General features: G+C 57.0%; 17 protein-coding genes. 7 read left to right on the forward strand and 10 right to left on the reverse strand.

From position 1 onward, the window contains the following. Window positions 1-167: 167 nt before the first annotated feature. From NHH03_RS00860 to NHH03_RS00870, 3 genes are all read right to left on the reverse strand, one after another. Window positions 168-2096 carry a c-type cytochrome gene (locus NHH03_RS00860; protein WP_253153755.1) on the reverse strand — a complete coding sequence of 643 codons (1929 nt, stop codon included), beginning with the start codon at window positions 2094-2096 and terminating at the stop codon, window positions 168-170. A gap of 165 nt (window positions 2097-2261) precedes the next feature. After that, complete coding sequence (locus NHH03_RS00865; RefSeq protein ID WP_253153757.1) at window positions 2262-4943, reverse strand: PVC-type heme-binding CxxCH protein; 2682 nt, start codon at window positions 4941-4943, stop codon at window positions 2262-2264. A 355-nt stretch (window positions 4944-5298) separates the two neighbouring features. Next, a complete protein-coding gene (locus NHH03_RS00870) occupies window positions 5299-5475 on the reverse strand; it encodes a hypothetical protein (RefSeq protein ID WP_253153760.1) in 177 nt (58 codons plus the stop codon). 343 nt (window positions 5476-5818) lie between these two features. Here NHH03_RS00870 and NHH03_RS00875 point away from each other — a divergent pair, with 343 nt between their 5' ends. Both NHH03_RS00875 and NHH03_RS00880 read left to right on the forward strand, forming a co-directional pair. Next, window positions 5819-7048 carry a DUF1559 domain-containing protein gene (locus NHH03_RS00875; protein ID WP_253153793.1) on the forward strand — a complete coding sequence of 410 codons (1230 nt, stop codon included), beginning with the start codon at window positions 5819-5821 and terminating at the stop codon, window positions 7046-7048. 1466 nt (window positions 7049-8514) lie between these two features. Next, window positions 8515-8952: an SMI1/KNR4 family protein gene (locus NHH03_RS00880; RefSeq protein ID WP_253153762.1), complete on the forward strand. Its 438-nt coding sequence runs from the start codon at window positions 8515-8517 to the stop codon at window positions 8950-8952. Window positions 8953-9239: 287 nt separating this feature from the next. On the opposite strand, the gene NHH03_RS00885 is transcribed toward NHH03_RS00880, so the two are convergent. From NHH03_RS00885 to NHH03_RS00895, 3 genes are read right to left on the reverse strand one after another with little or no spacing between them, the layout of a single operon-like run. Next, complete coding sequence (locus tag NHH03_RS00885; RefSeq protein WP_253153764.1) at window positions 9240-11579, reverse strand: transglutaminase-like domain-containing protein; 2340 nt, start codon at window positions 11577-11579, stop codon at window positions 9240-9242. Beyond that, the gene (locus NHH03_RS28075) at window positions 11576-13036 is read right to left on the reverse strand and encodes a DUF58 domain-containing protein (protein WP_253153766.1); all 1461 of its coding nucleotides are present in this window, start codon (window positions 13034-13036) and stop codon (window positions 11576-11578) included. Before NHH03_RS28075 ends, NHH03_RS00885 begins: the two co-directional genes overlap by 4 nt. An 8-nt stretch (window positions 13037-13044) precedes the next feature. After that, window positions 13045-14118, reverse strand: a complete 1074-nt coding sequence (locus NHH03_RS00895) for an AAA family ATPase (RefSeq protein ID WP_253153768.1) — start codon at window positions 14116-14118, stop codon at window positions 13045-13047. Between NHH03_RS00895 and NHH03_RS00900 the strand changes: the two genes are divergently transcribed. Next, window positions 14117-14254, forward strand: coding sequence for a hypothetical protein (locus NHH03_RS00900; RefSeq protein WP_253153770.1), 138 nt, complete (start codon window positions 14117-14119; stop codon window positions 14252-14254). The two genes, NHH03_RS00895 and NHH03_RS00900, sit on opposite strands and share 2 nt — an antisense overlap. Here NHH03_RS00900 and NHH03_RS00905 read toward each other — a convergent pair. Genes NHH03_RS00905 through hisE form a run of 3 tightly spaced genes read right to left on the reverse strand, consistent with a single transcriptional unit; the run spans window position 14251 to window position 15837 of the window. Beyond that, entirely contained in the window at window positions 14251-14589 is a 339-nt protein-coding gene (locus NHH03_RS00905) for a rhodanese-like domain-containing protein (protein WP_253153771.1), read from the reverse strand. The genes NHH03_RS00900 and NHH03_RS00905 overlap by 4 nt on opposite strands. A gap of 7 nt (window positions 14590-14596) precedes the next feature. Continuing rightward, on the reverse strand, window positions 14597-15460 hold the full coding sequence (gene hisG / locus NHH03_RS00910; protein WP_253153772.1) for an ATP phosphoribosyltransferase: 864 nt from the start codon (window positions 15458-15460) through the stop codon (window positions 14597-14599). A 26-nt stretch (window positions 15461-15486) separates the two neighbouring features. After that, entirely contained in the window at window positions 15487-15837 is a 351-nt protein-coding gene (gene hisE / locus NHH03_RS00915; protein WP_253153773.1) for a phosphoribosyl-ATP diphosphatase, read from the reverse strand. Window positions 15838-16105: 268 nt separating this feature from the next. On the opposite strand from hisE, the gene hisH reads away from it, so the two are divergent. The 4 genes from hisH (at window position 16106) to NHH03_RS00935 (ending at window position 23094) form a co-directional block, all read left to right on the forward strand. Further along, complete coding sequence (gene hisH / locus NHH03_RS00920; protein WP_253153774.1) at window positions 16106-16729, forward strand: imidazole glycerol phosphate synthase subunit HisH; 624 nt, start codon at window positions 16106-16108, stop codon at window positions 16727-16729. Window positions 16730-16778: 49 nt separating this feature from the next. Further along, complete coding sequence (locus tag NHH03_RS00925) at window positions 16779-17246, forward strand: hypothetical protein (protein WP_253153775.1); 468 nt, start codon at window positions 16779-16781, stop codon at window positions 17244-17246. A 337-nt stretch (window positions 17247-17583) separates the two neighbouring features. Beyond that, window positions 17584-21321: a protein kinase domain-containing protein gene (locus tag NHH03_RS00930; protein ID WP_253153776.1), complete on the forward strand. Its 3738-nt coding sequence runs from the start codon at window positions 17584-17586 to the stop codon at window positions 21319-21321. Between the two features lie 510 nt (window positions 21322-21831). Next, a complete protein-coding gene (locus NHH03_RS00935) occupies window positions 21832-23094 on the forward strand; it encodes a DEAD/DEAH box helicase (protein WP_253153777.1) in 1263 nt (420 codons plus the stop codon). Here the strand turns inward: NHH03_RS00935 and araD are convergent. Continuing rightward, complete coding sequence (araD, locus tag NHH03_RS00940) at window positions 23091-24824, reverse strand: L-arabinonate dehydratase (protein ID WP_253153778.1); 1734 nt, start codon at window positions 24822-24824, stop codon at window positions 23091-23093. The two genes, NHH03_RS00935 and araD, sit on opposite strands and share 4 nt — an antisense overlap. Window positions 24825-24875 lie beyond the last annotated feature (51 nt).

The following is a 24875-nucleotide window of genomic DNA, read 5'->3' on the forward strand; positions in this document are numbered from 1 at the left end:
GGGGGCATTGTCTTTTGGTAACCCGACGCGTTAGCGAGGGATCTCGTTTACACCCTAAATCCCTCGCTGACGCTTCGGGTTACCATAGAAACGCACTTCAACACTCACGCGTCGCGTTTGAGATCAGAACGCAACTTCCTACGGCGTCAGCCGGCGTTTCAGCCGGTCTACTGTTTCGCTGCGTTATCCGAGCCGGCGTTTTCTGAAACGGCGCGTAGATACGACATCAATTCCAACACTTCGTCTTTGGTGTATTGGTCCATCAATGCTTTGGGCATCATCGACGTCGCGCTCCGTTTCATGACTTCGATGTCGTCCTGCGCAATCACCACCGGCTCCTTGGCTTCGGGGTTGGTCAATAACGTCACGGTGTCATCGTTTTCATCGATGACGATTCCGGAATGCGTTTTCCCCTCGACGGTTAAGATCGTTTGCATCGCGAACTTGCTATCGATCGTATGTGACGGCTCCAAAATTTCACGCAAGATCACCGAATGATCTGACTTCCATTTGGAATAGGTTTGGGTCAGATCCGGCCCGACGGAACCGCCGACGCCATTGATTTTATGGCAGCCCACACAGGAAGCTTCGTTAAAAATCTTTTCGCCGATCTCAGGCGACCGACCACGCAGGTCCGTTGCAAACGCATCCTTGAAATCGTCCATCGTCCAGGCTTGGACAAAGCTGCGATTGCTACCGACCGGGTTGGCCGGCTCGACCGGGTTCTGGTTCCAGGCATCCAAATCTTCGACGACCACCATCACCCCGTACATCCGATACCAGTGCTGGGGGAACGTACAAACATACGGGTACTCGCCGGGCTGGGTCGGGGCCGTCAATGTGATCCGTGTCGTCTGGTCGGGCTGCACCATTTCGCTTGCAGCGATCACGTTGGGAGAATCCGGAACGTAGGGCAACCCGCCGGTGCCTTCGGGTCCGGCTGCCAATCCACCCATCGCCACACCCTTGAGCGCGCCCGGCTGGGTGATCACCAAATTGTGGGGCATCAGGTCATGGTTTTCCAACAAGATCTGCAACGGGCGACCGGCTTCGACGGCAAAGTACGCGACGTCGTATCGCATTTCTTCCTCGACCGTTCCGATCTTGACCACTCGCACCGTGATCTCTCGCAACCGACCACGCAGGTCTTTTGCCTTCTTGGCTGGGACCTCCTTCAACAATCGATCGACCAATTGCATGGCGTCGACAAAGGAATCGCTGGTTCGATCGGCGGCGTCGGTTGCTTCGGCAAAATCGACCAGTGATTCCGCCGCGGCCAAACAGGCTGCGGGTTGGTAAACATTTTGCGGCAGACGCAACAGGCCACGGCAGGCGGCAATTCTCAATTCGGGTTCATTGATAAAGCCGATCAGTGTGGCAAAGGTCTCGGCACGGTCAGCGGGGATCCGTGACAGCGCGTCGATTGCCGCGAGTTTGAGCGCGGAATCAGTCGTGCGATCCAAATTCTCGGTGACATAGGCGCGCTGCGCCGACTTCAATGCTTTGTCTTGCAATTTTTGGATGGCGCCCAGCATCGCGATCCGCCCGTCGACATCCTGTTCGGCGATCGATCGCGCTTGGTCGACATCTCCGGCGGTCAGCAACGCCGCAAATCCGATCGAACGCAACCAATCATCCGGCTGCTGAGCGGTTTCGATCAGCTCGGATTTGATTTGAACCAGTTCGTCGACCGGACGTTTCAACAGCAACCGGGTCAACAGGTCGATCAATCGCTGCGAGTCGGCGTCGGTCGGTTTGGCCGCTGAAACCGTGCCCAAAATCTCGATCGCTATCGATGTCTGTTTCAGTTTGGCCAGCGCCGCAAATGCCTCCTCACGAACTCCGGCAGCCATCGCGGGACGCGCCGCAATCGCTTCGTAAACAGGGATGTATTTGGGGTCATCGGTCGAGCGTGGAACCAATAGCAAGCGTTCGTCGTCCAGCCGTTTCAATTGATAGGCAACGATCCGCGGCGATTTGTCCAGAAACACTTTCGGCGGCGCCGGGTCTTTTGCACAGCAGGTTGTCACCGTACCGGAGAAGTTGCCGGAGAGAATCAGGAGCGTGGGAACGACAACGGTTGCAAGGAAACGCATAAAGTTATTGATTGGCTAGAGTCTCAAACGTGAGACCCGGGTGATAAAAGAAATGGTTTGCCAATTGACCGGTCTCCCCGGATCGCGGCGCCCACGAGGACGCAGCGATCCGGGTACTCAGTCACTTGGGATGGATCCACAATACACAGCAGCGGGCGGATCCGCCTACTGTTCCAATTGACGCATGGTTTCGTCGAGCGTGTATTGCAGGTAGTCGTCCATGTCATGCTCCAACACACCGAGCGCCATTTCAATGGCTTCGTCACCGCTCATGAAACTGACCGCGCGAACGGCCTCGAGACGGACCGTCGGATTGTCATCATGAATCGCCGTTTGGATTCGCTCGGCGTGGTCAGGAATCGCGTGCATCATTTGTGACACCAAACGAACCGATGCGGCGCGTGCCCGGTGGTTCTTTGACGCCAGCATTTGGTCCAACAACTCGGTGGGAACTTGGTTGTGGGTTTGATACATCCACAACGCTTCCATCCGTTGATGTTCGACGTTCGGATCGGAGGTGTCCAATCCCGCCAGCCAACGGTCCAATTCCGCGATCACCTGGCTGCTATCACGCTGTGCCAACTCACGTCGACTGCGATAGCGCGTGCGGTCTTCGGGTGACTTTAGCAATTCCAACAGTTCGCCGATTTCGGCGCCATCGATTTTGGCCGGCTCCAGCAATGGACGGTCTTTGTGAGTGACGCGCCAAATCCGACCATGGGAATGGTCACGACTGGGGTCACGCAAATTGTGTTGCAAGTGACCGATCAATGCGTTGTGCCAATCGACGATGTACAGTGATCCGTCGGGAGCGAACTGCAGATCGACGGGACGGAAATTGCCGTCACGACAGGACAACAACATCTCCTGTTCTTCCCCTACAAACCCGCTGCCCGTTTCAGACTCGCTGACTTTGTGATTCAGAATGGCTCGCTCGCCGATCACATTGGTGACCAGGAAATTGCCTTGCATCTGATCGGGGAAGTGTCGACTGGAAACAATCGCACAACCGGCCAAGGGGCGAATTCGCTTGGGGTAGAACGTCGGGAACTTGTACTTCGGATCACCACCGCTCATCTCCGCAACACGTCGATGCTGGCTGCCGCCTGGGTGCTTGTTGGGAAATTCAATGTGCCCGGTGATCGGCGCGGCCCAGTAAGCGTTGCCCGGCGAAGCATCACCGATGAAGTCCTGGCCCCATTTGTCGTAACAGTAACCCCATGGGTTAGCAAACGCGAACGAGCAATGCACATTCAATCGCTCGGTGCGAGGGTTGTATTTCCAGACACCGCCCTCGGCCAATCGGCGGACACCATAGGGCGATTCGACGGCTGAAAATTTGAATGTGCCCTCTTGGAAATACAAGTTGCCACCGGGGCCCCATTCAAACGCCGCAATGCCGTGGTGCGAGTCCGCCGAATCGAATCCGATCAGGTGCCGGTTGACGATGTCGGCTTTGTCGTCACCGTCAGTGTCCTTCATGAACCAGATGTCGGGCTGTCGCGAGACATAGGCGCCGCCGTGACCGAGTTCGAATCCGGTCGGTTGGTGCAGATTTTCCGCAAACACTTTGCAGACATCAGCGGCATAATCACCATCGTTGTCTTCGAAAATCAACAGTTTGTCGTTCATCGGCGACTTGGGTTTCCAGTGCGGATACGACTTCATCGTCGCGACCCACAATCGTCCCTTGCTGTCGAAATTAAGCGCCACCGGATTCGACAGCTCGGGGAATTGTTCCTCCGACGCGATCAATTGGATCTGATAACCCTCTGCCAAATCAAACAATTTGATCTGTTCGGCAGCTGGCAAATAATTCAGCGTCCCCAGCTTGCCGGCTTTGGCGTTTTTGTCGCCTGGTGTTCCAACATTGGTCTTGGGTGTAATGAACGGCAGTGTGTTCGAATCATCAACCACCTTGGGAACCGGCCGACCGGCGGCAACCGCCCAAACGCGTGCATCACGGTTGGCAGTCATCTCATCCAAGATCGCTCGCTCGCGTTCCATCACATCGGTGTTGTTGTACGTGCCGTCGCTGCCTGCTTTGCCGCGATCACCGTAGATCGAAAATCCGTTGACAGCTCGATAGCGGTGAAACCAGTGAAAGTTCTTGCGATCGATTTCGGCTTTCAGATCTGGATTCACCGGCTTGGTCAATTTGTCACCAAACAAACTCGTGTCGAGTACCGGTGCCAGTTTGGCGTAGCCATCGTGATTGAGGTGAAACCCATTCAACGTCAATCGTTCATCCGTCGAATCGAACAACGCTTGAGTCGGCTGGAACAGATCCACAAAGACCACGTCGTTTTCCTTCGCGACCGAGGAGATCGCTTCGGTGTACAACGCCAAGTTCTCGTTTTGTTTTTTGCCGTCAGACAAATTCGGATCGTCCGAACCTTCGAATGCGATCGGCGAAACCAGCACCACTTGCGGGTTGCCTTTGCCATAGTCGTTGGCGAGTGTTTCTTTGACCAATTTGCTCAGCTGGGCTTTGAACTGGTCCACTCCCTGGGCGCCGGCAAACGATTCGTTGTAGCCAAAGAAATACATCACGACCGATGCCTGGCTGTGTGTCAGATGGCTATCGGGGCTGCCAAAATTCTTGCTGCGAATGCGCGTGTAGGGCTCGTCACCGGGGAAACACAGATTTCGCACCACCAATTCGAGCTCGGGAAATCGAGTTTGCAGCAGCGTTTCCCACTCGTTTTGGACCTGCATTCGCTCACCGAGCGCATTGCCGACCAAACAGATGTGATCTCCCTTTTGCAGTTTCAAATCAGCGGCGGGGGAGGACGAACAGTACGAAACGAATAAGCCAGCGAAGATGGCAAACGCGGTGTACCGCATAACTGAAGAACGTGGTTTCATCATTTGCGGATGGGAGTGTCAAAAGCGAGGGAGGCAGAAAGCGTCACGCCCCCCCCTGCAGAGAGAGAAATTGACAGAGAGGGCGAGCGCGCGTCGAACAATTTGATTGGGGCTTATTATGCACCGCAATCAGACCGGACGGTAGCGCCGAATCGACATTCGCCGTCGTCGGAACGAGATTCCGAACAGGTTTAAGAGACAATCCGCCTCCTTTTGTCACTGCCGCGCCCTGACAGCTGGACGCCCCCCGCGGGCGACGCAATTGCGCCACGCATCCAATTGCCAATCGCCCCCTGCGGTCGACCACGACACGACAGTGCTACTCTCAGCGCTGTTACTGGCTCTCCCCTCCGCTGGCGGCCAACTCCTCGGCCTCCGCCAACATGCGGTTGTACTCGTCAATATCCTGCTGGTTAGCGCCGTCGCGGACGTTTGTCACCTCACCCGAGGACCCACAACCGACGAGCGCCACACTCAAAAACAAACACAAAACACTGAAAATACGAAGCATCTTTCACGACCGTTGGGGTTAGGGAACTCAGAGCAGACCGGTTGGCCAGCCGGTTTTCTGGGGGTGGCACAAAGCCGCCACCGGGTAGCCAAGACAACGTAGATTACAAGTTTCTGGGTCTTCGTGCTAATCGGTATTTCGAAAATCCGTCCCCTAAACGTGGTTTTATGACTAATACTCGACCAAGACAAAAGGTTACCGTATAGACTACGCGCGCTTCGAATGATTACATCCGTTCACCGTGATTGATTCGTACAGATTTTTAACAGTCGCCAATTTGGTCCGACTCACTTTTTAGATTCCGTTTAGACAGATTCAAAACAGGAGATTCCTTTTGAGCACGATTACGTTATCGCGACGTCGCACCGGTTTTACGCTGGTCGAACTGCTCGTTGTCATCGCCATTATTGGCATTCTAGTGGGCCTGTTGCTGCCCGCCGTTCAGGCGGCTCGAGAAGCGGCGCGGCGAATGAGCTGCAGTAATAATTTCAAACAGATCGGATTGGCGCTGCACAACTATCACAGCGCCTACAAGATGATGCCGATCCATGGCGCCGGCACTCACCCGCCACAGCCTCGCGACATCTGGAACAACCGCGACGAAAGCTCCAATCGACGATTGAGCATGCTGGTCGGGCTGACCCCGTTCATGGAACAGCAGGGCCTATGGGACATGATTTCCAATCCCAATGATGCTGACGGCGATGGTACCATCGATTACCAGTCGATGGGGCCGACACCGGACGAGATCAACTACGACCCATGGGTCTCGCAGATCCCGATGTTGCGCTGCCCCAGTGACCCGGGTGTCGGATTGCCCGCACTCGGCCGGACCAACTATGCCGCTTGCACGGGCGATTCGATGTGGAAGGTGCGCGACGGACCTCTGTTTGTGCGTGTCGCAGCCAACACGCTGCCCTATCCCGAACGCCAAACCGAAGCCATTCGAGCGAATGCGGCGTCACGTGGATTCTTTGTTGCGCACAAACAAATGCGATTCCGCGACATCCTGGACGGGTTGTCCAACACCATCGCCGCTGGCGAATTGGCGACCGATCTGGGTGACAAAGATGTTCGCACCAGCGGAACCTCTGGCAGTTTCAGCACCAACAACAACGAAGGCGTGTTGCGAGACAATCCGTCGTGGTGCAAGGACCAGAGCCCGAGCATTATCGATCCTGAACGCCCCAGGTTCTGGGCACCGGCGGCAACCATCTTGAATGCCACCGAAGGACGCGGATTCCGCTGGGCTGATTACCTGCCAAACTTCGGCATGGTGCTCACGGTGTTGCCACCCAACAGCGAACTCTGCTCGATGGGCAGTGCCACGCGCAGCAACCTGGTTGGCGTTTCGAGCCGACACCAAGGCGGCGCGCACGTGCTGATGGGCGACGGTGCTGTGATCTTCATGACAGACTCGATCGAAGCGGGCAACTCGCGCAACCCAATGGTCTGGGAGAATGGAACGGCGGCCAACAAGAACCAAGTGGGCGCCAAAAGCCCGTTCGGTTTGTGGGGCTCCCTGGGAACCCGAGCTTCGGGAGAAGTGATTCAAGAGCAACTCAACCAGTAGCTCCGTCACAGCGGGATAGAAACCAACGATTCCCGTTGCATCGATTCCAAAAGGCCACAGCACGTCTTTCCGTGTTGTGGCCTTTTTTCATTGAGTCTCTCTCTCACCCATCAGTCGGCATCGGCGCCGGCATCAGGCCCTGGTAGCGGGCGGCGGCAAAACTGCGGTACCAAGCCGCCTCGCTTTGGTCGCACTTCCCGTCTTTTCGGGACCAAATTGGTGTCACAGCGGTAGAGGATTGTTACACCGCTCATTCGGTACCGTTTAGCCCGCCCTCGTAGCCCGCAACTTGCCCCCCTTTCGATGTGCGCTGCAGCGATGACTGGATGACTGGGGACAGAGCTCATTGGCGAGCAGCTGTCGTTCCCCACTCGGAGAATGATGGCCCGGCAGACTTGATTCCCGCGACGTTTTCACTTGATTTCGCCCGAGATGGTCTGGCTGGAGACACCGACCGGATTCGACAGAGCGGCAGGACGAGCGGGAGGAGTGACAGAAAATTAGCCGACAGAAAAATTTCAGTGCTGGGAAGACAGACTTCGCAATTTTTCTGCCCTCAATTTTTCTGTCAATAAAACTCCGCACTGTCTACGCACTGCACGTGAGGAAGCTTCCATCGGAGACAGAGCATCACGAGCGGCACGGAAAACAAAAGCTAGCATTGCCGACGTGCCTACCCGTCGGCCAAAGTGCTCTGTCCCCCAACACCCCAACACCGAATCGGAGTTGATAGCCTGGAGGCGTCAGTCCAATACCTTGACTGTTATCGCCATCTCGAGGCCGGAGGCCGACACATTCTCTGCCGTGGTCGTCAGGCCACGGATCAAGAACACCATCTCTCAAAGCCCGGCGGGCGACACAGCAACGCGAATTTAAATCCCCAACGCGTTTGGGAAATCACTGGTGCGATGACTGGGGACAGAGCCCATTGGCGAGCAGTTGTCGTTCCCCACTCGGAGAATGATGGTCCGGCAGACTTGATTCCCGCGACGTTTTCACCTGATTTCGCCCGAGATCGTCTGGCTGGAGACACCGACCGGATTCGACAGAGCGGCAGTGCGATGACTGGGGACAGAGCTCATTGGCGAGCAGTTGTCGTTCCCCACTCGGAGAATGATGGTCCGGCAGACTTGATTCCCGCGACGTTTTCACCTGATTTCGCCCGAGATCGTCTGGCTGGAGACACCGACCGGATTTGACAGAGCGGCAGGACGAGCGGGAGGAGTGACAGAAAAATAGCCGACAGAAAAATTTCAGTGCGGGGAAGACAGACTTCGCAATTTTTCTGTCCTCAATTTTTCTGTCAATAAAACTCCGCACTGTCTACGCAATGCACGTGAGGAAGCTTCCATCGGAGACAGAGCATCACGAGCGGCACGGAAAACGAAAGCTAGCATTGCCGACGTGCCTACCCGTCGGCCAAAGTGCTCTGTCCCCCAACACCCCGCAAAGCGAGGCATCGAGCTATGAAGATTGAGTTGTTAGCGGCTCTGGATCAGCTATTTTCAGAATCGCCAGCCATGCGAGCAGATGACCTGCCTACAGAAGATGAAATTGATGTGGCTTCCCAAAAACTGAACGTTCCATTTCCGCAAGACTATCGCGAGTTTCTCAAACGATATGGTGGCGCAATGGTAGGTCCATACCCAGTCTTCGGACTTCGTCCGGTCGAAGTAATGGAAAAGGAACGATGGTCAGTCGTTAAAATCACGGAAGCGATTCGCTACGAACTTGCAAACAACTTACGTTGGGTCATTTTCTCGGAAGATCACTCCGGTAATCCAATTGGATTCGATGCTACCGGTAGCGTGCTCATCTTCGATCATGATTTCGGCGGAGAAACGAAGATCGCAGACAGTTTTGAGAGCTACATTCGCTTGCAGTGTCTCAAGCTGAAACATTGAGCTCGTCAGCAGAATCGGTGGGTTTGATCTGGTTCATGCAGCAGTTCCCGGTGTCGTTGAAAACACCGTGTTTTGCGGGATCGGCGTTTGTTCTCTCGCGGTTCCGGACGCCCCGGTCGGTCTCCAACGATGGCACATGCGTCTCGAATTTGCGCCGCCGACGCCATGCGTCGCTGGCATCCACGGTGAATCCATCCACCTTTTTCTCGTCAACGATCCCGTTGCATCGATTCCAAAAGGCCACAGCACGTCTTTCCGTGTTGTGGCCTTTTTTCATTGAGTCTCTCTCACCCATCAGTCGGCATCGGCGCCGGCATCAGGCCCTGGTAGCGGGCGGCGGCAAAACTGCGGTACCAAGCCGCCGAACGCGTCAGAAAAGCAGCACTCTCGGGCTGGTTGGCAGCGGATAGTTGCACACGATCGGCGAATTGATGCAGCGTTTCTTGCGGTGCACGAACGAGCGCGTGTTTGCGTAGTTTTCGATCCACCCGCTGCAACATTTGACGGCTTTGATATTCCATCGGATCACCACCGAGACGCAGTCGTTGTCGATGCCGCAACCAGAGCAGGGCGATCAATAAACAGAACAACGGCAACTGCGCAATGCGGAACAGAAACGTCAATGAGTCGGTCGCGCGAAAGGAGAACAGCCAGCCGAGTGTCCGACTAATGATCGAGATGTCATCTTCGGAATCCACCAATCCGTTGTCTGAACCGCCTGCCAGAGTGCCTTGTTGGGCGAGTGACTGCAACGTGCGATAGGTCCGACCGACGGTCGCTTCCACCGGAAACCATTGCTCATTGATATCGTCATAGGCTTCGACCCAGGCATGGGCGTCACGATTGCGCGCCAACCAGTACTTGTATTCCTCACTTTTTTCCATCACCACGTACCCGGTGACATAGCGGGTCGGTACGCCCACCGACCGCAGCATCAACGCCGCCGCGCTGGCAAAAAATTCACAGTGCGCGGGATGCTGGGTCTGTAGAAAATGCACGACCGGATCGACATCATTGGGAGTTGTGACGCCGCGCAGCGAATAGTTGTAGTTCGCTTGAAAGTACTCCTCGATGGCGCGTGCCTTGGCCCGTGGGGTCAACCGTCCCTCACACACCCGCCGAGTGATCGGCTGAACTTTCTCTCGCAAGCTTCGCGTCAGTTGCAACATCAGATTGCGGCGCAGTCCCCTCAGCGACTCCCGCGGCATTGGAGTGCTGATGCCCAACACGTACGGCTCTTGGGTATCAACGCCTTTGATGACCATTCCTTGGTGTGAGAGCTCCACACCAAAATTCACTGCTTCGATCCAATCGGTCGACATCGACGAGAACACGAGCTGGCCTTTTAACGGAACGTTGTGCACCTCGATGGTGCCGATGGTCGATCCGCCCGGGTTGTCGCGCAGCGTGACCCGTTGCAGCGGCGCCGAAGAAGGGCCCTGTAACTCCGTGGTCGCCAGCGCCTCGGATTCGATGGTCCGGGGCTGCAATTCGCTGACTTCCGCAGACAACGAATAAGAATGTTCGGACGCGGCAGACCAAGAACCATTTCGATAGGTATCGAAAACCGTCCCTCGCAAGTAGCCGGGCGGGGCACTGGCAAACGCTCGCAATGCCGGTTCACCGGGTTCGCCGAGCATGTGTCGCCGCACCGAACCGAGTCGACTGCCGCGGACATAGCGAGAACCGCCGATAATGCTGTTGGCCGTGACGGCTTCCAACGATTGCGACAACCGATCAAACAATTCGAACTGCAACCCGGGGACGGCGACCGACGCCAAGTGCCCCAGCGCCGTCGTGGACATCAACAACACCGATAGCGCCAGCACTGAAAAAAACAGCGGGCTGCGTCCGGCTTCATGCGAACCGGTGACCGTTGATGGGGGCAGTCGCTGTCGATCCGCACGCGCCCAGCGATTTCGAAATCGGCCTGCACGCCCTCGATCATGTCGTTCATTCCAGTGAGCGTCGCGGTGCGATTGCCAGCGACCGAGGATATGTTTGCCCCCCAATGCGATGCCGATGACCGTCGCCGAGGCGGCCACCAACTGGCCGTTGATGCTGTGGCTGACACCACCGGCGGTGACCGTCGCCAGCACCAAAATCAGCCCACATCCCAACATCGCCGGATGGCCACGACGCGGATAAAACATCCACAGAACCAATGAAATCCAAAATGCCGAATGAGCCACCGAATCAACGATCATGGCAACAAAGTTCAGATTGCCTGCGACGTGGTAGCCGACTCGCCAAGTCACCCCGATGACGGCAACCACCAGCACCACGGGTACGATCGACAAAGAACGCCAAAACACGAATCGCCTCGCGAATTGATTGCCCTCGGCAAAGGTTTGCGACCCAGTCTTGTTGCCGCCGACAGGCCGCCTGGCTCCACGAATCTCCAATGCGTCGGTCGGCGTTGAAGGCAGAAACTGGGTGACCATGATGACCACCAAGACGGCGGCGACAAACACGGCCAACGTCGTCGTCAGCGTATTGAACGTCGACCCCAGAAAAAAGGCTTCGACGAATAACAGTCCAGGCAAAATCCAGGCCTGCCAAGACGGCCATTGAAGACGATCCTGGTTCAAGATCGACCGCTGCTGCAAACCGGTTTGCTCGCTCATTGCACCGCCTCGGCACCTGTCAAATGCCCCCGGGAATGTGCCGAACCGGATTTCACGCGACCCGAGATCCCGGGGCCGGACGCCGGTGGCGCAGTCGGTTGGCGGCGTTCCAGCGACAGATAGGAAACATTGGGCGGCAGGTGCCCCGCCAACCCGGATCGCTGTTCGCTCGCCAATTCGAACAGTGAGAACACCAGCACCGGTTGAGATCGACTTTCATCAATGGTTTCGCGGATCCGCTTTTCTGCCAATGCGGGATCCATCGGTTGGGCGGCGGCCAAACGCACCAACATCAATTCGCTGCTTTCGCCAAACGAGTTGGAGTGCTGTACGGCGGAATGGTCCAGCGGTGACTCGCTGGTGAGGAACAATTTCAATTGAACGCGGCGGCTGGTCAGATCGCTGATGGCGGTTGCAGTGATCGACATCAGCCGTTCGAAATCGACTTGCAACTCGCGCTGACGGGCGCGCGAACTGGCGGCCGGATCGGCCAACCACTGTGACGTGTCGACGACCAACGTCACCGCTTGGATCGATGGCGACTGGTATTCCCGCACGATCGGGCGGCCCAATCGAGCCCAGGATGCGAAATCCCAGCGGCGGACCGGCACACCGACTTGGTATTCGCGATTGCCGACATACTCCACCGGGGCACCGGCGACCAACTGCTTGGACCAATCACCGATCGCGGCCAGCATGACGCGTGTCATTGGATCGTCATCATCACTGGCAGGCGCCGGCGTGATCGCGATCTTGGTCTTGGTCTCCAGCGGCAGGCGGATATGAAACAAATGAAAGGGAAACGTCGACGCAACCTGAAACGGCGGCAGATCATGAATCCCCCGCTCGTTGAACAGCATCGATCCATGCCAGTACATTTGGTCGCCCGAACGCAAAATCGACACTGAAACCGGCGGCGATGCATCCCAATCGGTCTCGTGATGACCAAGGCGGATCTCGCGAACACCCTCGCGATGCCAACCGACACGCAAGTCCAACGCAGGAAAGTAACTGGGATTGGCCAAGCGGACATTTGCCGAAAACGGTTGGCCGGCGATCGCCGATCGGGGCAACGAAACACTCAACTTCAGCCGCGGCCGCATCAGACGATTGATCGCAAACCCGACCATTAACATCGCCAAACAGCCGCCCATCATGCCGCTCCAAGGAAACCCCCAAATCACATTCAGAGTCATCACCGAGGCCAACAAAATGGACACCGATGCCGCTGTCAGGCTGCGTCGCAGCGACAGATAGGCCAACAGAGGTGCCTTGACCAGCCACCACAGCCATCGCGACAGGCCGAACAGGGCTTGCATCAAGATCGCTGCCGCCTTGGCGGGCGCGGCCTGCGGAGAATCTTCGGCGGCAACCGCTGGCGGTTCGAAGCGTGTGTCCTGTCGACGTGATGGAATCTCAGACGGGTCAGAATTCGCCGCCACAGGACCGCGCGACACGTCTAGACTCACACCACCACCTCAGTTTGCTGGATGATTTCGTCGATGATCACTGCGGCATCATCCCAAGAACTGGACACCGAACGCATCGAAACCCGGTGCGACAACACCGCCACCGCAACGGCTTGGATGTCGTCTGGCAACACATAGTCACGGGTGTCCAAAACCGCACGAGCCTGGGCGGCGCGGAGCAACATTTTCGAACCACGCGGGCTGCAACCGATCCGCAAACGACTGTCCACGCGGGTGGCGTTGACCAAGTCCACCAGATAGCGAACCACCTTGCGATCCACCGTGACCTGCCGCACAAAACTTTGCAACATTGCCAGTTCATCGCGGTGCATCACCGGAACCAACTTGGACGACGGATCACTTGCGGCTTGGTCGAGCAACAATTCGATCTCACTGTCCGCGTCCGGATAGTTCATCGACAATCGAAACAAAAACCGATCGAGCTGTGATTCCGGCAGCGGATACGTCCCTTCAAAACCCGTCGGGTTTTGGGTGGCGATCACGATAAACGGTTGCTGCAATTGGTATTGGGTGGAATCGATCGTCACCTGTGATTCGGCCATCGCTTCCAGCAGTGCACTTTGCGTCCGCGGCGAGGCCCGATTGATTTCATCGGCAATCAACAGGTTGCAAAAAATCGGACCGCGTCGAAAGTGAAACTCACCCGAATTGGGTTGAAAAATCGCGCTGCCCAGGATGTCCGAGGGCAACAGATCGGGGGTGCATTGGATGCGTTGGAAATCCAGATCAATCAGCGCCGCGATGGATTTGGCCAAGGTCGTTTTGCCGACCCCCGGAACGTCTTCTAGCAACACAGATCCTTCGGCCAGGATCGACGTCAACACCGAATCGATCACGTCGGCTTTGCCACGGATCACGCCCTGCAGACTGGTCCGCACGGCTTCGATCTTTCCCAGCAGCGAATCTGTCTTTTTCGAACCTAGCTCGGCAGGTTTGACAGCATCTCGCGGTGGATCGGCGTGATCCGAATGCGACGAAGGGTGAACTGGATCCGCAGGCAACGTGACATCGTCCCGGGTTTGTGGCGACTCATTTCCGTGGGTAAACATGCGTTTCTCCGGAGGCGACCAAATTCAGCGGCAGCTGCGTCTGGCAATGAACCAATGTACCAATCACCCGGCGTCTCTGCCGGACAAGGCGTCACAGGCAGCGGAAATCCGCAGCAACTTCATCGAAATCGCCTAATATCGCGGGATGTCACCGTTGATCTGCAGGCTCCAATCGTCGATCCCACCGGCCATGTTCTGAGCCTTGTCAAACCCGCGTGATCGCAGGGCTTCGGTGACCTGCATGCTGCGACCGCCGTGATGGCAATGCACAACGATTCGCTGGTCTTGGTAGGGTGCCAATTCTTCGATCCGCTCCAGCAGTTCGCCCATCGGAATCAGCGTGCTGCCGGCGATTTTTGCCGTCGCGTTTTCTTCCGGTTGACGGACGTCCAACAACAGGAACGATTCCTCGGAATCCTGGAGGGCTTTGACCGCGTGGACGTCAATTTCGATTGGGTATTGATTGGACATCGTGAATTTACAGACGGCAATTGGAAATGGTGGTTTGGAAAATCGCCGAAGCACCAAGTCGCTCGAGCTTCTCCATCACATCGATGACTTCATCGCTGCGAACCATCACGCGGACACTGCGCCACTGGGCGTCTTCGAGAGTGCCGATCGTGGGCGAATTGAACCCGGGGGTGATCCCTTCGGCATCCTGCAACTTGTCCGCCGGAATGTTGTACTCCAGCAACGAGTAGTCTCGGGCGATGACAACCCCTTCGAGTCGGCGGACCACTCGGTCGGCGGTCTCGGAATCACGGCAGCGATCATTTTGAATCAGAACCGTTTCATAGGATCCGATCTCATCCATGATTCGCAGCCGATTGGCGGCCAGCGTGCTGCCGGTTTCGACCAAGTCGACGATGGCATCGGCCACACCGAGTTGAATCATGACTTCGACGCTGCCCGAGAGCGAAACTAAATGTGCCAGTGCGTTGTGCTGACCCAAGTAGGCTTTGGTGATGTTGGGGAAACTCGTTGCGATGCGTTTGCCGTCCAAATCCATGGCTGATTTGATCGGGCTGTCATCGGGAATACAGATCGCCAATCGACAGCGACCGACGCCCAACCGCATCCGTGTGTTGACGTTGGCGTTGGCTTCTTCGACCAGGTCGCTGCCGGTGAATCCCATGTCGATCGCGCCTTCGGCGACCAGGGTGGGAATGTCATCGGTGCGCAGAAAGATCAGATCGATCGGCAGCCCTTTGACTTTGGCAAACAGGCCTCGGTTTTGGCGGCGAAAATTCAAACCGGCCTGCGACAGCAGTTCCCCGGAAAGCTCGCTCAATCGCCCTTTACTCGGCAGCCCGATTCGCAAATTGTTATTCAGTTGTCCCATTGGGTGTGCACTCGGCGTCTGTACTTCTATTCGTCGTTTTCTGTCGTCTGGCGATTGGCTTTTTCGACCAAGCCGGAGGTGCCCTCGCGGCGTGCCAATTCCGCGGCCACTTCGTTCAAATCCACACCCCGATAGGCCAGCATGACCAGCGTGTGATAAATCAAATCTCCGGCTTCGTAAACAAAGTGTTCGCGTCCGGAATCACCGGGTTCGTCCGCAGCCTCGATCAACTCCCGCGCCTCCTCCAAAATCTTGTCGCCAATTTTCGCCGGCCCGGCCTGCATCAATTTGGTCGTGTAAGACCCAGGCGGGCGTGTTCGGGCGCGCTCGGCCAGAGTTGACATCAACCGCTGCAGCGGGAGGAGCGAATCAGACATCGGCCGGGCAGGGTGACAGTGATTGGGATGACAACGGAAGATCGGGTAATACGTGCCAGGATCGTAGATGAGAGGTCTGTCGGCGTCCACTGTGCGTGTATTGACTGGGCGTGAATTGAGTGGGCCAAATCCATCCCGATCACCGGGACAGAGGACATCCGGGGCCTTTTCGAGTGAACCTGTTTGCGAGTAACGTGTCGACAACCTGTCGCCCCCCGGTGCCGTGTTTTTGAAACCTGCCACAGCCCTTCGCTATGATCCCTGCGCAATGATCACGATCGTCGACTACCAAATGGGTAACCTTCGTAGCGTTCAAAAAGCGGTACAGCGAATCGGCGGCGACGCGGTGATCAGTTCCGATCCGCAGCAGATTGCCACTGCGGAACGATTGATTTTGCCGGGCGTGGGCGCCTTTGGCGATGCGATGTCGGAAATCAATCGCCGTGATTTGGCCGCACCGATACGCGATTTCGTAGCCACCGGACGCCCCTTCCTGGGAATTTGCCTGGGCCTGCAACTGTTGTTCGACGAAGGGTTCGAGCACGGCACCCATCGCGGGCTGGGAATCCTGCCCGGTGAAGTGGTCCACTTCGAATTGCCGCCGTCGTACAAAGTCCCCCACATGGGATGGAACACAGTCCGCAAGACCGCGGAATCGGCCTTGTTGGATGATGTCGCCGATGACACCCACTTTTACTTCGTGCACTCCTATTACGTCCGCCCCAGCGACCCCGGATTGATGTCGTTGTCGTGTCACTACGGCCAGGATTTTTGTGCCATGGTGAGCCGCGACAATTTGTTTGCGACGCAGTTCCACCCCGAAAAAAGTCAAGCCAACGGACTGAATTTGCTGCGAACCTTCAACAGCCTGCCGCAAACCGAATCCGTCTAGCGGGCTGGTCCGCCGGCCAAACCCTCCACATTCCGCGAGCCCGCCTGAAGTGTCTGTCGTCACCAAACCGATCACCCTGAATCATCCGCACGGAAAGGGCGCAGTGCATTTTGTCTGGACCGGCGATCGTTTCGAACACCGCATCGAACTGGGTGAAAACCATGCGGCCTGCAAAGACGAGGCGGCCGACCAAACCTGGCCCGATTCGCCACCGATTCAACAGCTGTCGATTGAATCGATCGACGGCCGCGACGTCGCGTTAGCGGTGGGGTGTGCTGGCACCAGCCACTGGAGTCTGAGTGTCGAACCGACGGCGGAGGGGTTTTGTTTTGATTGGGCCTGTCGCGCCAAACAGACCCCGGCCCAATTGGGGACGAAATACGAATCGCCGGCCGGGATGCGATTTGAATGCATCGACGGTGCAACGATCACCGCTGGCATGGATGAAACAGCGATTCGCCCGAGCGAATCGCTGGATGCGGCCGGGACGTATCGCTGGTGCTACCAAGTCAGCTAGCCATGTAACTCGGCCACCCGCAGTGGCCCCTTGGCGCACCGTGAACCAATTGCCCAGCCGTGCGCAGCGGTACTGACCGGGCTGGATTCGGGCTGCGGCCCTTGGTTTTCTATCCTCTGGCTGCGACAAGTCGTCTATACTGCACGCCCGACCGACCGAGAAAGGTGTCGGACTGGCGCGATGTAACTGAGCAAAGGACACTTGACCCCAGCATGCAGTGAGCCCCCCAGCGATGGATGCACCTCCAGAGAAACCGCCAACGGACCCCTCCGAGGAAACTCATCGTCGGTCCGTAAAAAATAACGAAACGCATCTTTCGAACGCTCTTGAAGCGGACATGCAGCCTCCCCTGGAACCGGGGATGCGCTTTGGCGACTTCCGCATCGGCACCTTGCTCGGCCGTGGCAAAGCCGGCTTTGTTTACTCCGCTGACGACCTGATTGCCCACCGCCGCTGTGCACTGAAAGTGCTGTGTCGGATGTCGTCGCACGATCTGTATCGCAACAAACTGGGCTTCCGGCGGATGTCGCCGTTTCGGCACCCCTGCCTACTGCGAACCGATCGAATCGAGATCGTCGATGACTACACAGTCCTGACGATGGAGGAGATTGAAGGGCAGACGCTGTATTCGGCGGCGCTCGGTTTGAAGGACCTGCCGCGGGCCGAGGCGTACCGTCAACTGCATTCGTTATTGCATGATTTTGCCGTCGGGCTGGCCATCATGCACTTCGCCGGTTTGGTGCACCGCGACCTAAAACCCACCAACCTGATGGTTCGAACCAATGGGCATGGTGTGATCGTCGATTACGGATTGGTCGCCAATTGCGACCCGGAAACCGACCCCTACGGCATCCGCCCCTACATCGCCGGGACGCCACGCTATTTCTCGCCAGAAGCCTTATGGGAACAGAGCTACACGCCGGCCGGTGACGTGTTTAGTTTGGGCCTGGTGATGCTGGATTGCCTGAACCAGGTTTCCGGCTGTGACGGCTGGCTGCGCGGTGGCGAATTCAACGACTGGGTGCGTGACGAAGACGAACAAACCATTGCCGCTGCCGTTTCAGAAATGCACGAGGACATTCCCCCGGTGTTGCGAATGGCGGTCGCCGGCATGCTGAATGCCGATCGCACCAAACGGCCCTCGTCGTTGGACATCGTGACGATGACCAAGACGGACGACAATCCGATTCGTGTGATCACGACGCATCACTTGTTCGGCCGACAACGGGAATTGGACCAGTGCACCGATTGGCTGCGTGAGATCTATCGCGGCCAAACCGGTCGATTGCATCTGTACGGCGAAGCCGGGGCGGGGAAGACACGACTGCTGGACGAAATCGAACGCCTGTTGCGTCAGAACTCGTGGGGCCAAGTCTTTCGCGTCAAATGTCGCTCACGCGAAAACCAAACCCTTCAAGTCTTGGACCAGATCGCCGATCAAATCGCACAACGCTACGCCCGCACCGACCGCGAGCCCTTGCAACTGGATCCGGTCAGCGCCTCCATTCTGGTGCAATCTTTTCCACAGCTCCGCCACGTCATCAACGTTGATTTGGCGGATCACTCCGCATCGTTTGCCGCAGCCCCCGAACGGCTCGATGCACTGGCAGCGGCCGCGCGACTCAGTCGCGAGCTGCGCAAAGTCGGCCCGCTGGTGATCATTATCGATGACGCCCAGTGGTCCGACCACGACAGCGACACGGTCTGGGACGAATTACAACAAGACGGCGATGGCTACTTGGGGATCATCACGTCCTCGCGCCGATCCGAAACCAATCAACGTCAACCGGCCGAGTGTCGCGTGCACATCGGCCCGCTAAGCCCCCCTTCGGCGCTGGCGTTTCTGCAGACCGCTGCGACTCGTTGGAATGCCAACATCAACCAAGCCGGCCTGCAAGAGTTGGTTGAAGTCTCACGTTGCAACGCATTTCGACTGCAAGAACTGGCCGAAGAGTTTCGTCCCGGTGGCATGTTGCATCGTGTCGAACAATCCTGTGACGCATCGATTTCCAACTTGGGTGATGTTGACCGATTTTGGCGTGCCCGGTTCGATCGCCTGAGCGGCGAGGCCAAATCGATCTTGGCATTCATCGTCACCGCGGCGACCCCTGTGTCGATCGCCCAGTTGGCCGATCTGACCGACCTGGGTGACAAAGTCGACGTGTCGGTTTCGGAACTCGTCCATCAACGACTGGTCAACGACGACGCGACGGGCAAAGAATGCATCACCGTCGTCCATGACAAGATCGCCGACGGCTTGATCGAAAACCTGGACCAAATCGAATTGCATCAAGCTCACCTGGCCTGGGCAGCGCTGCTATCCAAACTCAATCGCCCCCGTGATTTTGCCGCCCGTATCGCCGGGCATTACTACGCCGCCGAGCAAGATGGTGCGGCGCTGCCGTTTGCAATCATGGCGGCCGAAAATGCCGACAGTGCGTTTGCCAAATCCGAAGCCGGTAAATGGCATGCCAGAGTCCTGAAGCAAGTCACCGGGGATGCCCGTGACAAACACCTGCGCGACGCGGCACGCTGTTTTCACGAAGCCGACCTGCCCGAACAAGCGTCTCACTACTACCTGGAACTAGCGGAACTCAGCCAAGCCCCTCAAGAGCAACTGCGGTTTGAAACCCTGGCGTTGCAATTGCTCGTCCGCAGCGGCCAAATGGATCGCGCACGACCACTGTTTGCCGAACTCAGCGGCAAACTGGGTATCAAAATCGACGATAGCGTCGACCAGTTGACGCAGGGAAACCGGTTCCAGTTGCCAGAGCTTGCGGCGGAATTGGGCGGTCTGGATTTCACGATTCACAACACGATCGAGCAATCCGCCCGGACGCCATCACCAACGTCGATCGAATCCGACAGCGACACGCCCAATGACTTGATTTTCTGTAGCGAAATCATCCGACCGATGGCGATGCTGGATATGCGCAGCACGACCCGGTTGGTCCTGCACGGCGGTCAACAAGCATTGCAACAGCCGGCGACCACACACCAAGTTCGTTTTGCCGCGTTGACCAACGCCTGGTCTGCCATGCTCGACAGCGGTCAAAGCGACATGATCGACCGCAGCTTGAAAGCGCTGCGTGGCATCCAAGTTCAGATCGCCAACCTTCCGGCGGGCAAACAAACGGCCGATGTGTCAGCGGGGATCGCATTCGCCGAAGCGTTTGCGATGCGCTGGAGCGAAGTCGCCGATGCCGTCAACATCAGTGTGAAAGACTACTTGGCCGACGCCCGAGCCATGCGATTCGATATCGCACACACGCAGTGGTTGTTGTTGTGGGCCGATTGGCATCTGGGGCGCTGGGAACCGATGCGTGCGATGGTTCAAGAGATGGTGGAAGACGCCAATCGCCGTCATGATTCGTATCAACAATTGCTGGCCACAACAGGCTACGGCGGAAATGCGTTCCTGTTTTCTAATAATGTTGATCAACTGCACCAACTGTGTTCGCAAAACAACCGTATCGTCACCGATTCCAGCGATGTCGAACTGGTGGATTTCTTCCAATGGATGCAGCACGTGCAGCAGGCTGTGTATGTAGCGGACGATCGCAACGCCGCACGGTTAGTGATGCGAATGCGTGAGCGAATTGGTAACTCACTGATCCGCCACATCCCCTTGATTCAGGTCACCTTGGACCACTTCACGACCTTGGTCGCCCTGCATCTACGACAGCACCAAACCTTGCAACCGGGCACAAGACGCGGCAGTGACGAAGCCGAATTGATGGATTCGACCATCGTCGACGAAGCGACCGGGCGACTGAAAAATCAATCCTGTGACTTTGCAAAAATGCTGGCCGCGTTGATGCAAGGAGTCGAAAAACGAATCGCCGGCGAACCGGCCACCGCCGCCGCCGCTTTTCAAAAGGCCGCTGAAATGGCGAGCGATTTGGGGTTGTTCCCATTCCAACTGGCCGCCGAAGATGGCCTGATCAGCTCACGCCAACCGGATGCCGATGCCGATTCGCTGCGTCAATCCATGACCAACCGCCGCATTCACATCCCCGCACAATTGGAACGACTCTACACCGTTGCCCCACCCCAACGGCCCTGTCAGGTCTGAATTCGGGCCGTTCTCTGCAATTCGGCAGAATCCAGCTTGGCGAATGTTTGTCGCGCGTGTACTGTTTGGCAATCGGTGAGACGGACAAGGCGCTCGCCAATATCAGTTCGGCCAGTTTGAAACGAGAAACGTTGCAGACGTTGCCTGGCCAAGTAAACCCATAGGCTGAGTTGGAATCTCAGCGGTTTACCAAGCGAACCACTGTTTTGATTCAGTGTTCGCCCCTTGCTGCCTTCACTCGGCCACGTCGGCCGCTCTTTGAAAGTTGACCGCATCGTTCTCGATGCACCACTGATGGGTCTTTCTTGTTTGACCCTCAGTTCAAGGCTTTTCATGCGATCAAATCCAACGCCGCGGTTGCTGCGTTGCGATCGACATCCAAAGCCCCCTTTCGTCGGTCGAATCGGTCAACGGCGACCAGGTTCGAGGCAAGCTTTGATTTTGCAGTGACTTTCTGTGAAATCGCCCCCCTCTAGATGACAGAGAAGAACGTTGAAATCATTTCAAGAAATGGATTTATTTGAATCGCTACAGAAGCGACTGGCTGAATTGGAATACACCGAGCCAACTCCGATCCAAGCACAAACCATCCCCGCCGCGGTCGATGGCCAAGACATTTTGGGTTGCGCCCAAACCGGTACGGGAAAAACCGCAGCATTTGCATTGCCCATCCTGGATTACCTGGGACACGAAAAACCACGTGCACAACCGGGCCGACCGCTGGTGCTGGTGCTCGCACCGACGCGTGAACTGGCGATTCAGATCGGCCAAAGTTTTCACACCTACGGCAAACACATCCCGTTTCGACAAACGTTGGTCTACGGCGGCGTTGGCCAAGGTCAACAAGTCCGCTCGCTCGAAAAAGGCGCTCACGTGTTGGTGGCCACCCCAGGTCGCTTGATCGATTTGATGGAGCAAGGTCACATCAAACTCTCTGACGTCGAAATCCTGGTGCTGGACGAAGCCGACCGCATGTTGGACATGGGTTTCATGCCCGCGATTCGTAAGATCATCGCCAAACTTCCCAAAGAACGTCAGTCGCTGTTCTTTTCGGCCACCATGCCGCCAAAAATTCGCGAACTGTCCGAGGACCTGCTGTTCAATCCCTTCAGCGTCAACGTCACGCCGAAAACAACCAGCGTCAAACGCATTCAACAAAGTGTGCGTCTGGTCGAACGCGGTGAAAAAGTGGACCAATTGATCAAAGTTCTTTCGGGAGACGACGTGAACCGATCCATCGTGTTCACAAAAACCAAACGAGGCGCAAACGCACTGGCGACGAAGCTAGAAAAACGTGGCATCCCAGCGGTTGCAATTCACGGCAACAAAAGCCAAGCCGCACGTCAAAAAGCTCTGACCGCGTTCCGACAAAATCGGATCTCGGTTCTCGTTGCGACCGATGTGGCCGCCCGTGGGATCGACATCGATGACGTGACACACGTTGTCAACTTTGACATGCCAATGGAACCGGAAAGCTATGTCCACCGCGTCGGTCGAACCGGCCGCGCCGGCGCCGCCGGAATCGCAATCTCGTTCTGCACCGCAGACGAATTTGACAAACTAAGAGACATCGAAAGATTGATCGGCGAAAAACTGCGTCTGCAAAATCCCGACGCCAAACTGTCCGCTGCTAAATCGGCACCTTCGGGCGGCCGACGTGGTGGTTCAGCCGGCAATGGAAATCGCCCGCAACGATCGGGTCGCCCGGCCAACGGCTCCGGCAAGCGACCGAAAAAACGATTCGGCAAACGTCGCGAAACCGCCAGGGCCTAGTGAATCCCTGGCTCTTCGCCAGGAGATCGCCCGACCAAAAAATCGAAATCGCAGCCTTGGTCGGCCTGTGTCACATGCGTGGCATACAGATGCCCGTAACCGCGCGGCGGCACCGGCTTGACCGTCGGGCTCGCAGCGCGGCGGCGCTCGATTTGGTCGTCACTGACATGCCAATGGATCCGTCGATTCGGCACGTCGATTTCGATTTCGTCTCCCGTCTCAACCAGCGCCAGCGGACCGCCGACGGCGCTTTCGGGCGCGATGTGCAAGACACAGGTTCCATAACTGGTGCCACTCATTCGCGCGTCACTGATGCGAACCATATCGCGCACGCCGGCTTGCAATAACTTTTTCGGAATCGGCAACATTCCCCACTCCGGAAACCCAGGCGCTCCCAGCGGACCGGCGTTCCGCAAAATCAAGACGCTGTCCGCGGTCACGTCCAAATCGGGGTCATTCAGAGTCGCCTTCATTTGGGGATAGTCATCGAACACCAGCGCCGGCCCACGATGCGACAACAGTTTCGGATCGGCTGCGATGGATTTGATGACACAACCATTGGGCGCCAGATTACCCGTTAACAAACAAGTCCCTCCGGCCGGCGACACCGGGTTGTCCCGCGTCCGAATGACTTCGTCATCGATCACCTCGGCCGATTCGATTTGTTCGCCCAGCGAGACACCGGCGACGGTCATACACTGCGTGTCCAACAGGTCGCTCAAACGCCCCAACAGCGCGGGCAAGCCGCCGGCATTGTAGAAATCCTCCATCAGGAACCGTCCGCCCGGACGCAAGTCACCCAGTACCGGAGTGCTCCGCGAGAGTTCATCGAATCGTTCCAGGTTCAGCGGAACACCCAGCCGACCGGCGATCGCGATCAAGTGCACGATCGCGTTGGTGCTGCCGCCGATCGCCAGCGAGGTGACCACGGCATTTTCGATCGACTGCCGCGTCAGAATGTCCGACGGTTTTAGGTTCTGCCACGCCATTTGCACCGCACGCCGCCCGGTCTGTGTCGCCAGCCGACTGTGATCGGCAAACACGGCGGGGACACAGGCGGCGCCGCCCAACGACATGCCCATCGCTTCGGTGACGCAGGCCATCGTGCTGGCCGTCCCCATTGTCATGCAGGTGCCGGCCGAGCGCGCGATACAGTTTTCGATTCCGTTCCAATCGCGGTCACACAGGTTTCCGGCAACACGTTCATCCCAATACTTCCAGACGTCGCTGCCGCTGCCCAACGTTTCATTCTTCCAGCGGCCTTTTAACATCGGCCCGGCCGGCAAAAAGATTGAGGGGATATCGGCGCTGATCGCGCCCATCAACATCGCCGGAACCGTTTTGTCGCAACCGCCCATCAGCACGGCGGCGTCGACCGGATGGCAACGCAGCACCTCTTCGACCTCCATCGCCAACAGGTTGCGGTACAACATGGTGGTCGGCTTCATCATCATTTCGCCCAGCGACATCACCGGGACTTCGACCGGGAAACCACCGCTTTGCAAAATTCCCCGCCGGACCTCGTCGGCGCGATCGCGAAAATGCGAGTGACAGGTATTTAATTCGCTCCACGTGTTCAGAATCGCGATCACCGGACGATTCTGGTAATCGATATCATCAAACCCCATTCCTTTCAGTCGCGAACGATGACCGAATGACCGCATGTCATCGGGTCCAAACCAACGATGGGAGCGTAGCTGGGTGGGATCGTGGCTATCGTCGTGGGGCATCAATGGTCTATCGGTTGGCGCGTCGAAATCGGAACGATTGGGATTGTAACA

The sequence above is a fragment of the Stieleria tagensis genome (assembly GCF_024129865.1).
GTDB classification, from domain to species: Bacteria; Planctomycetota; Planctomycetia; order Pirellulales; family Pirellulaceae; genus Stieleria; species Stieleria tagensis.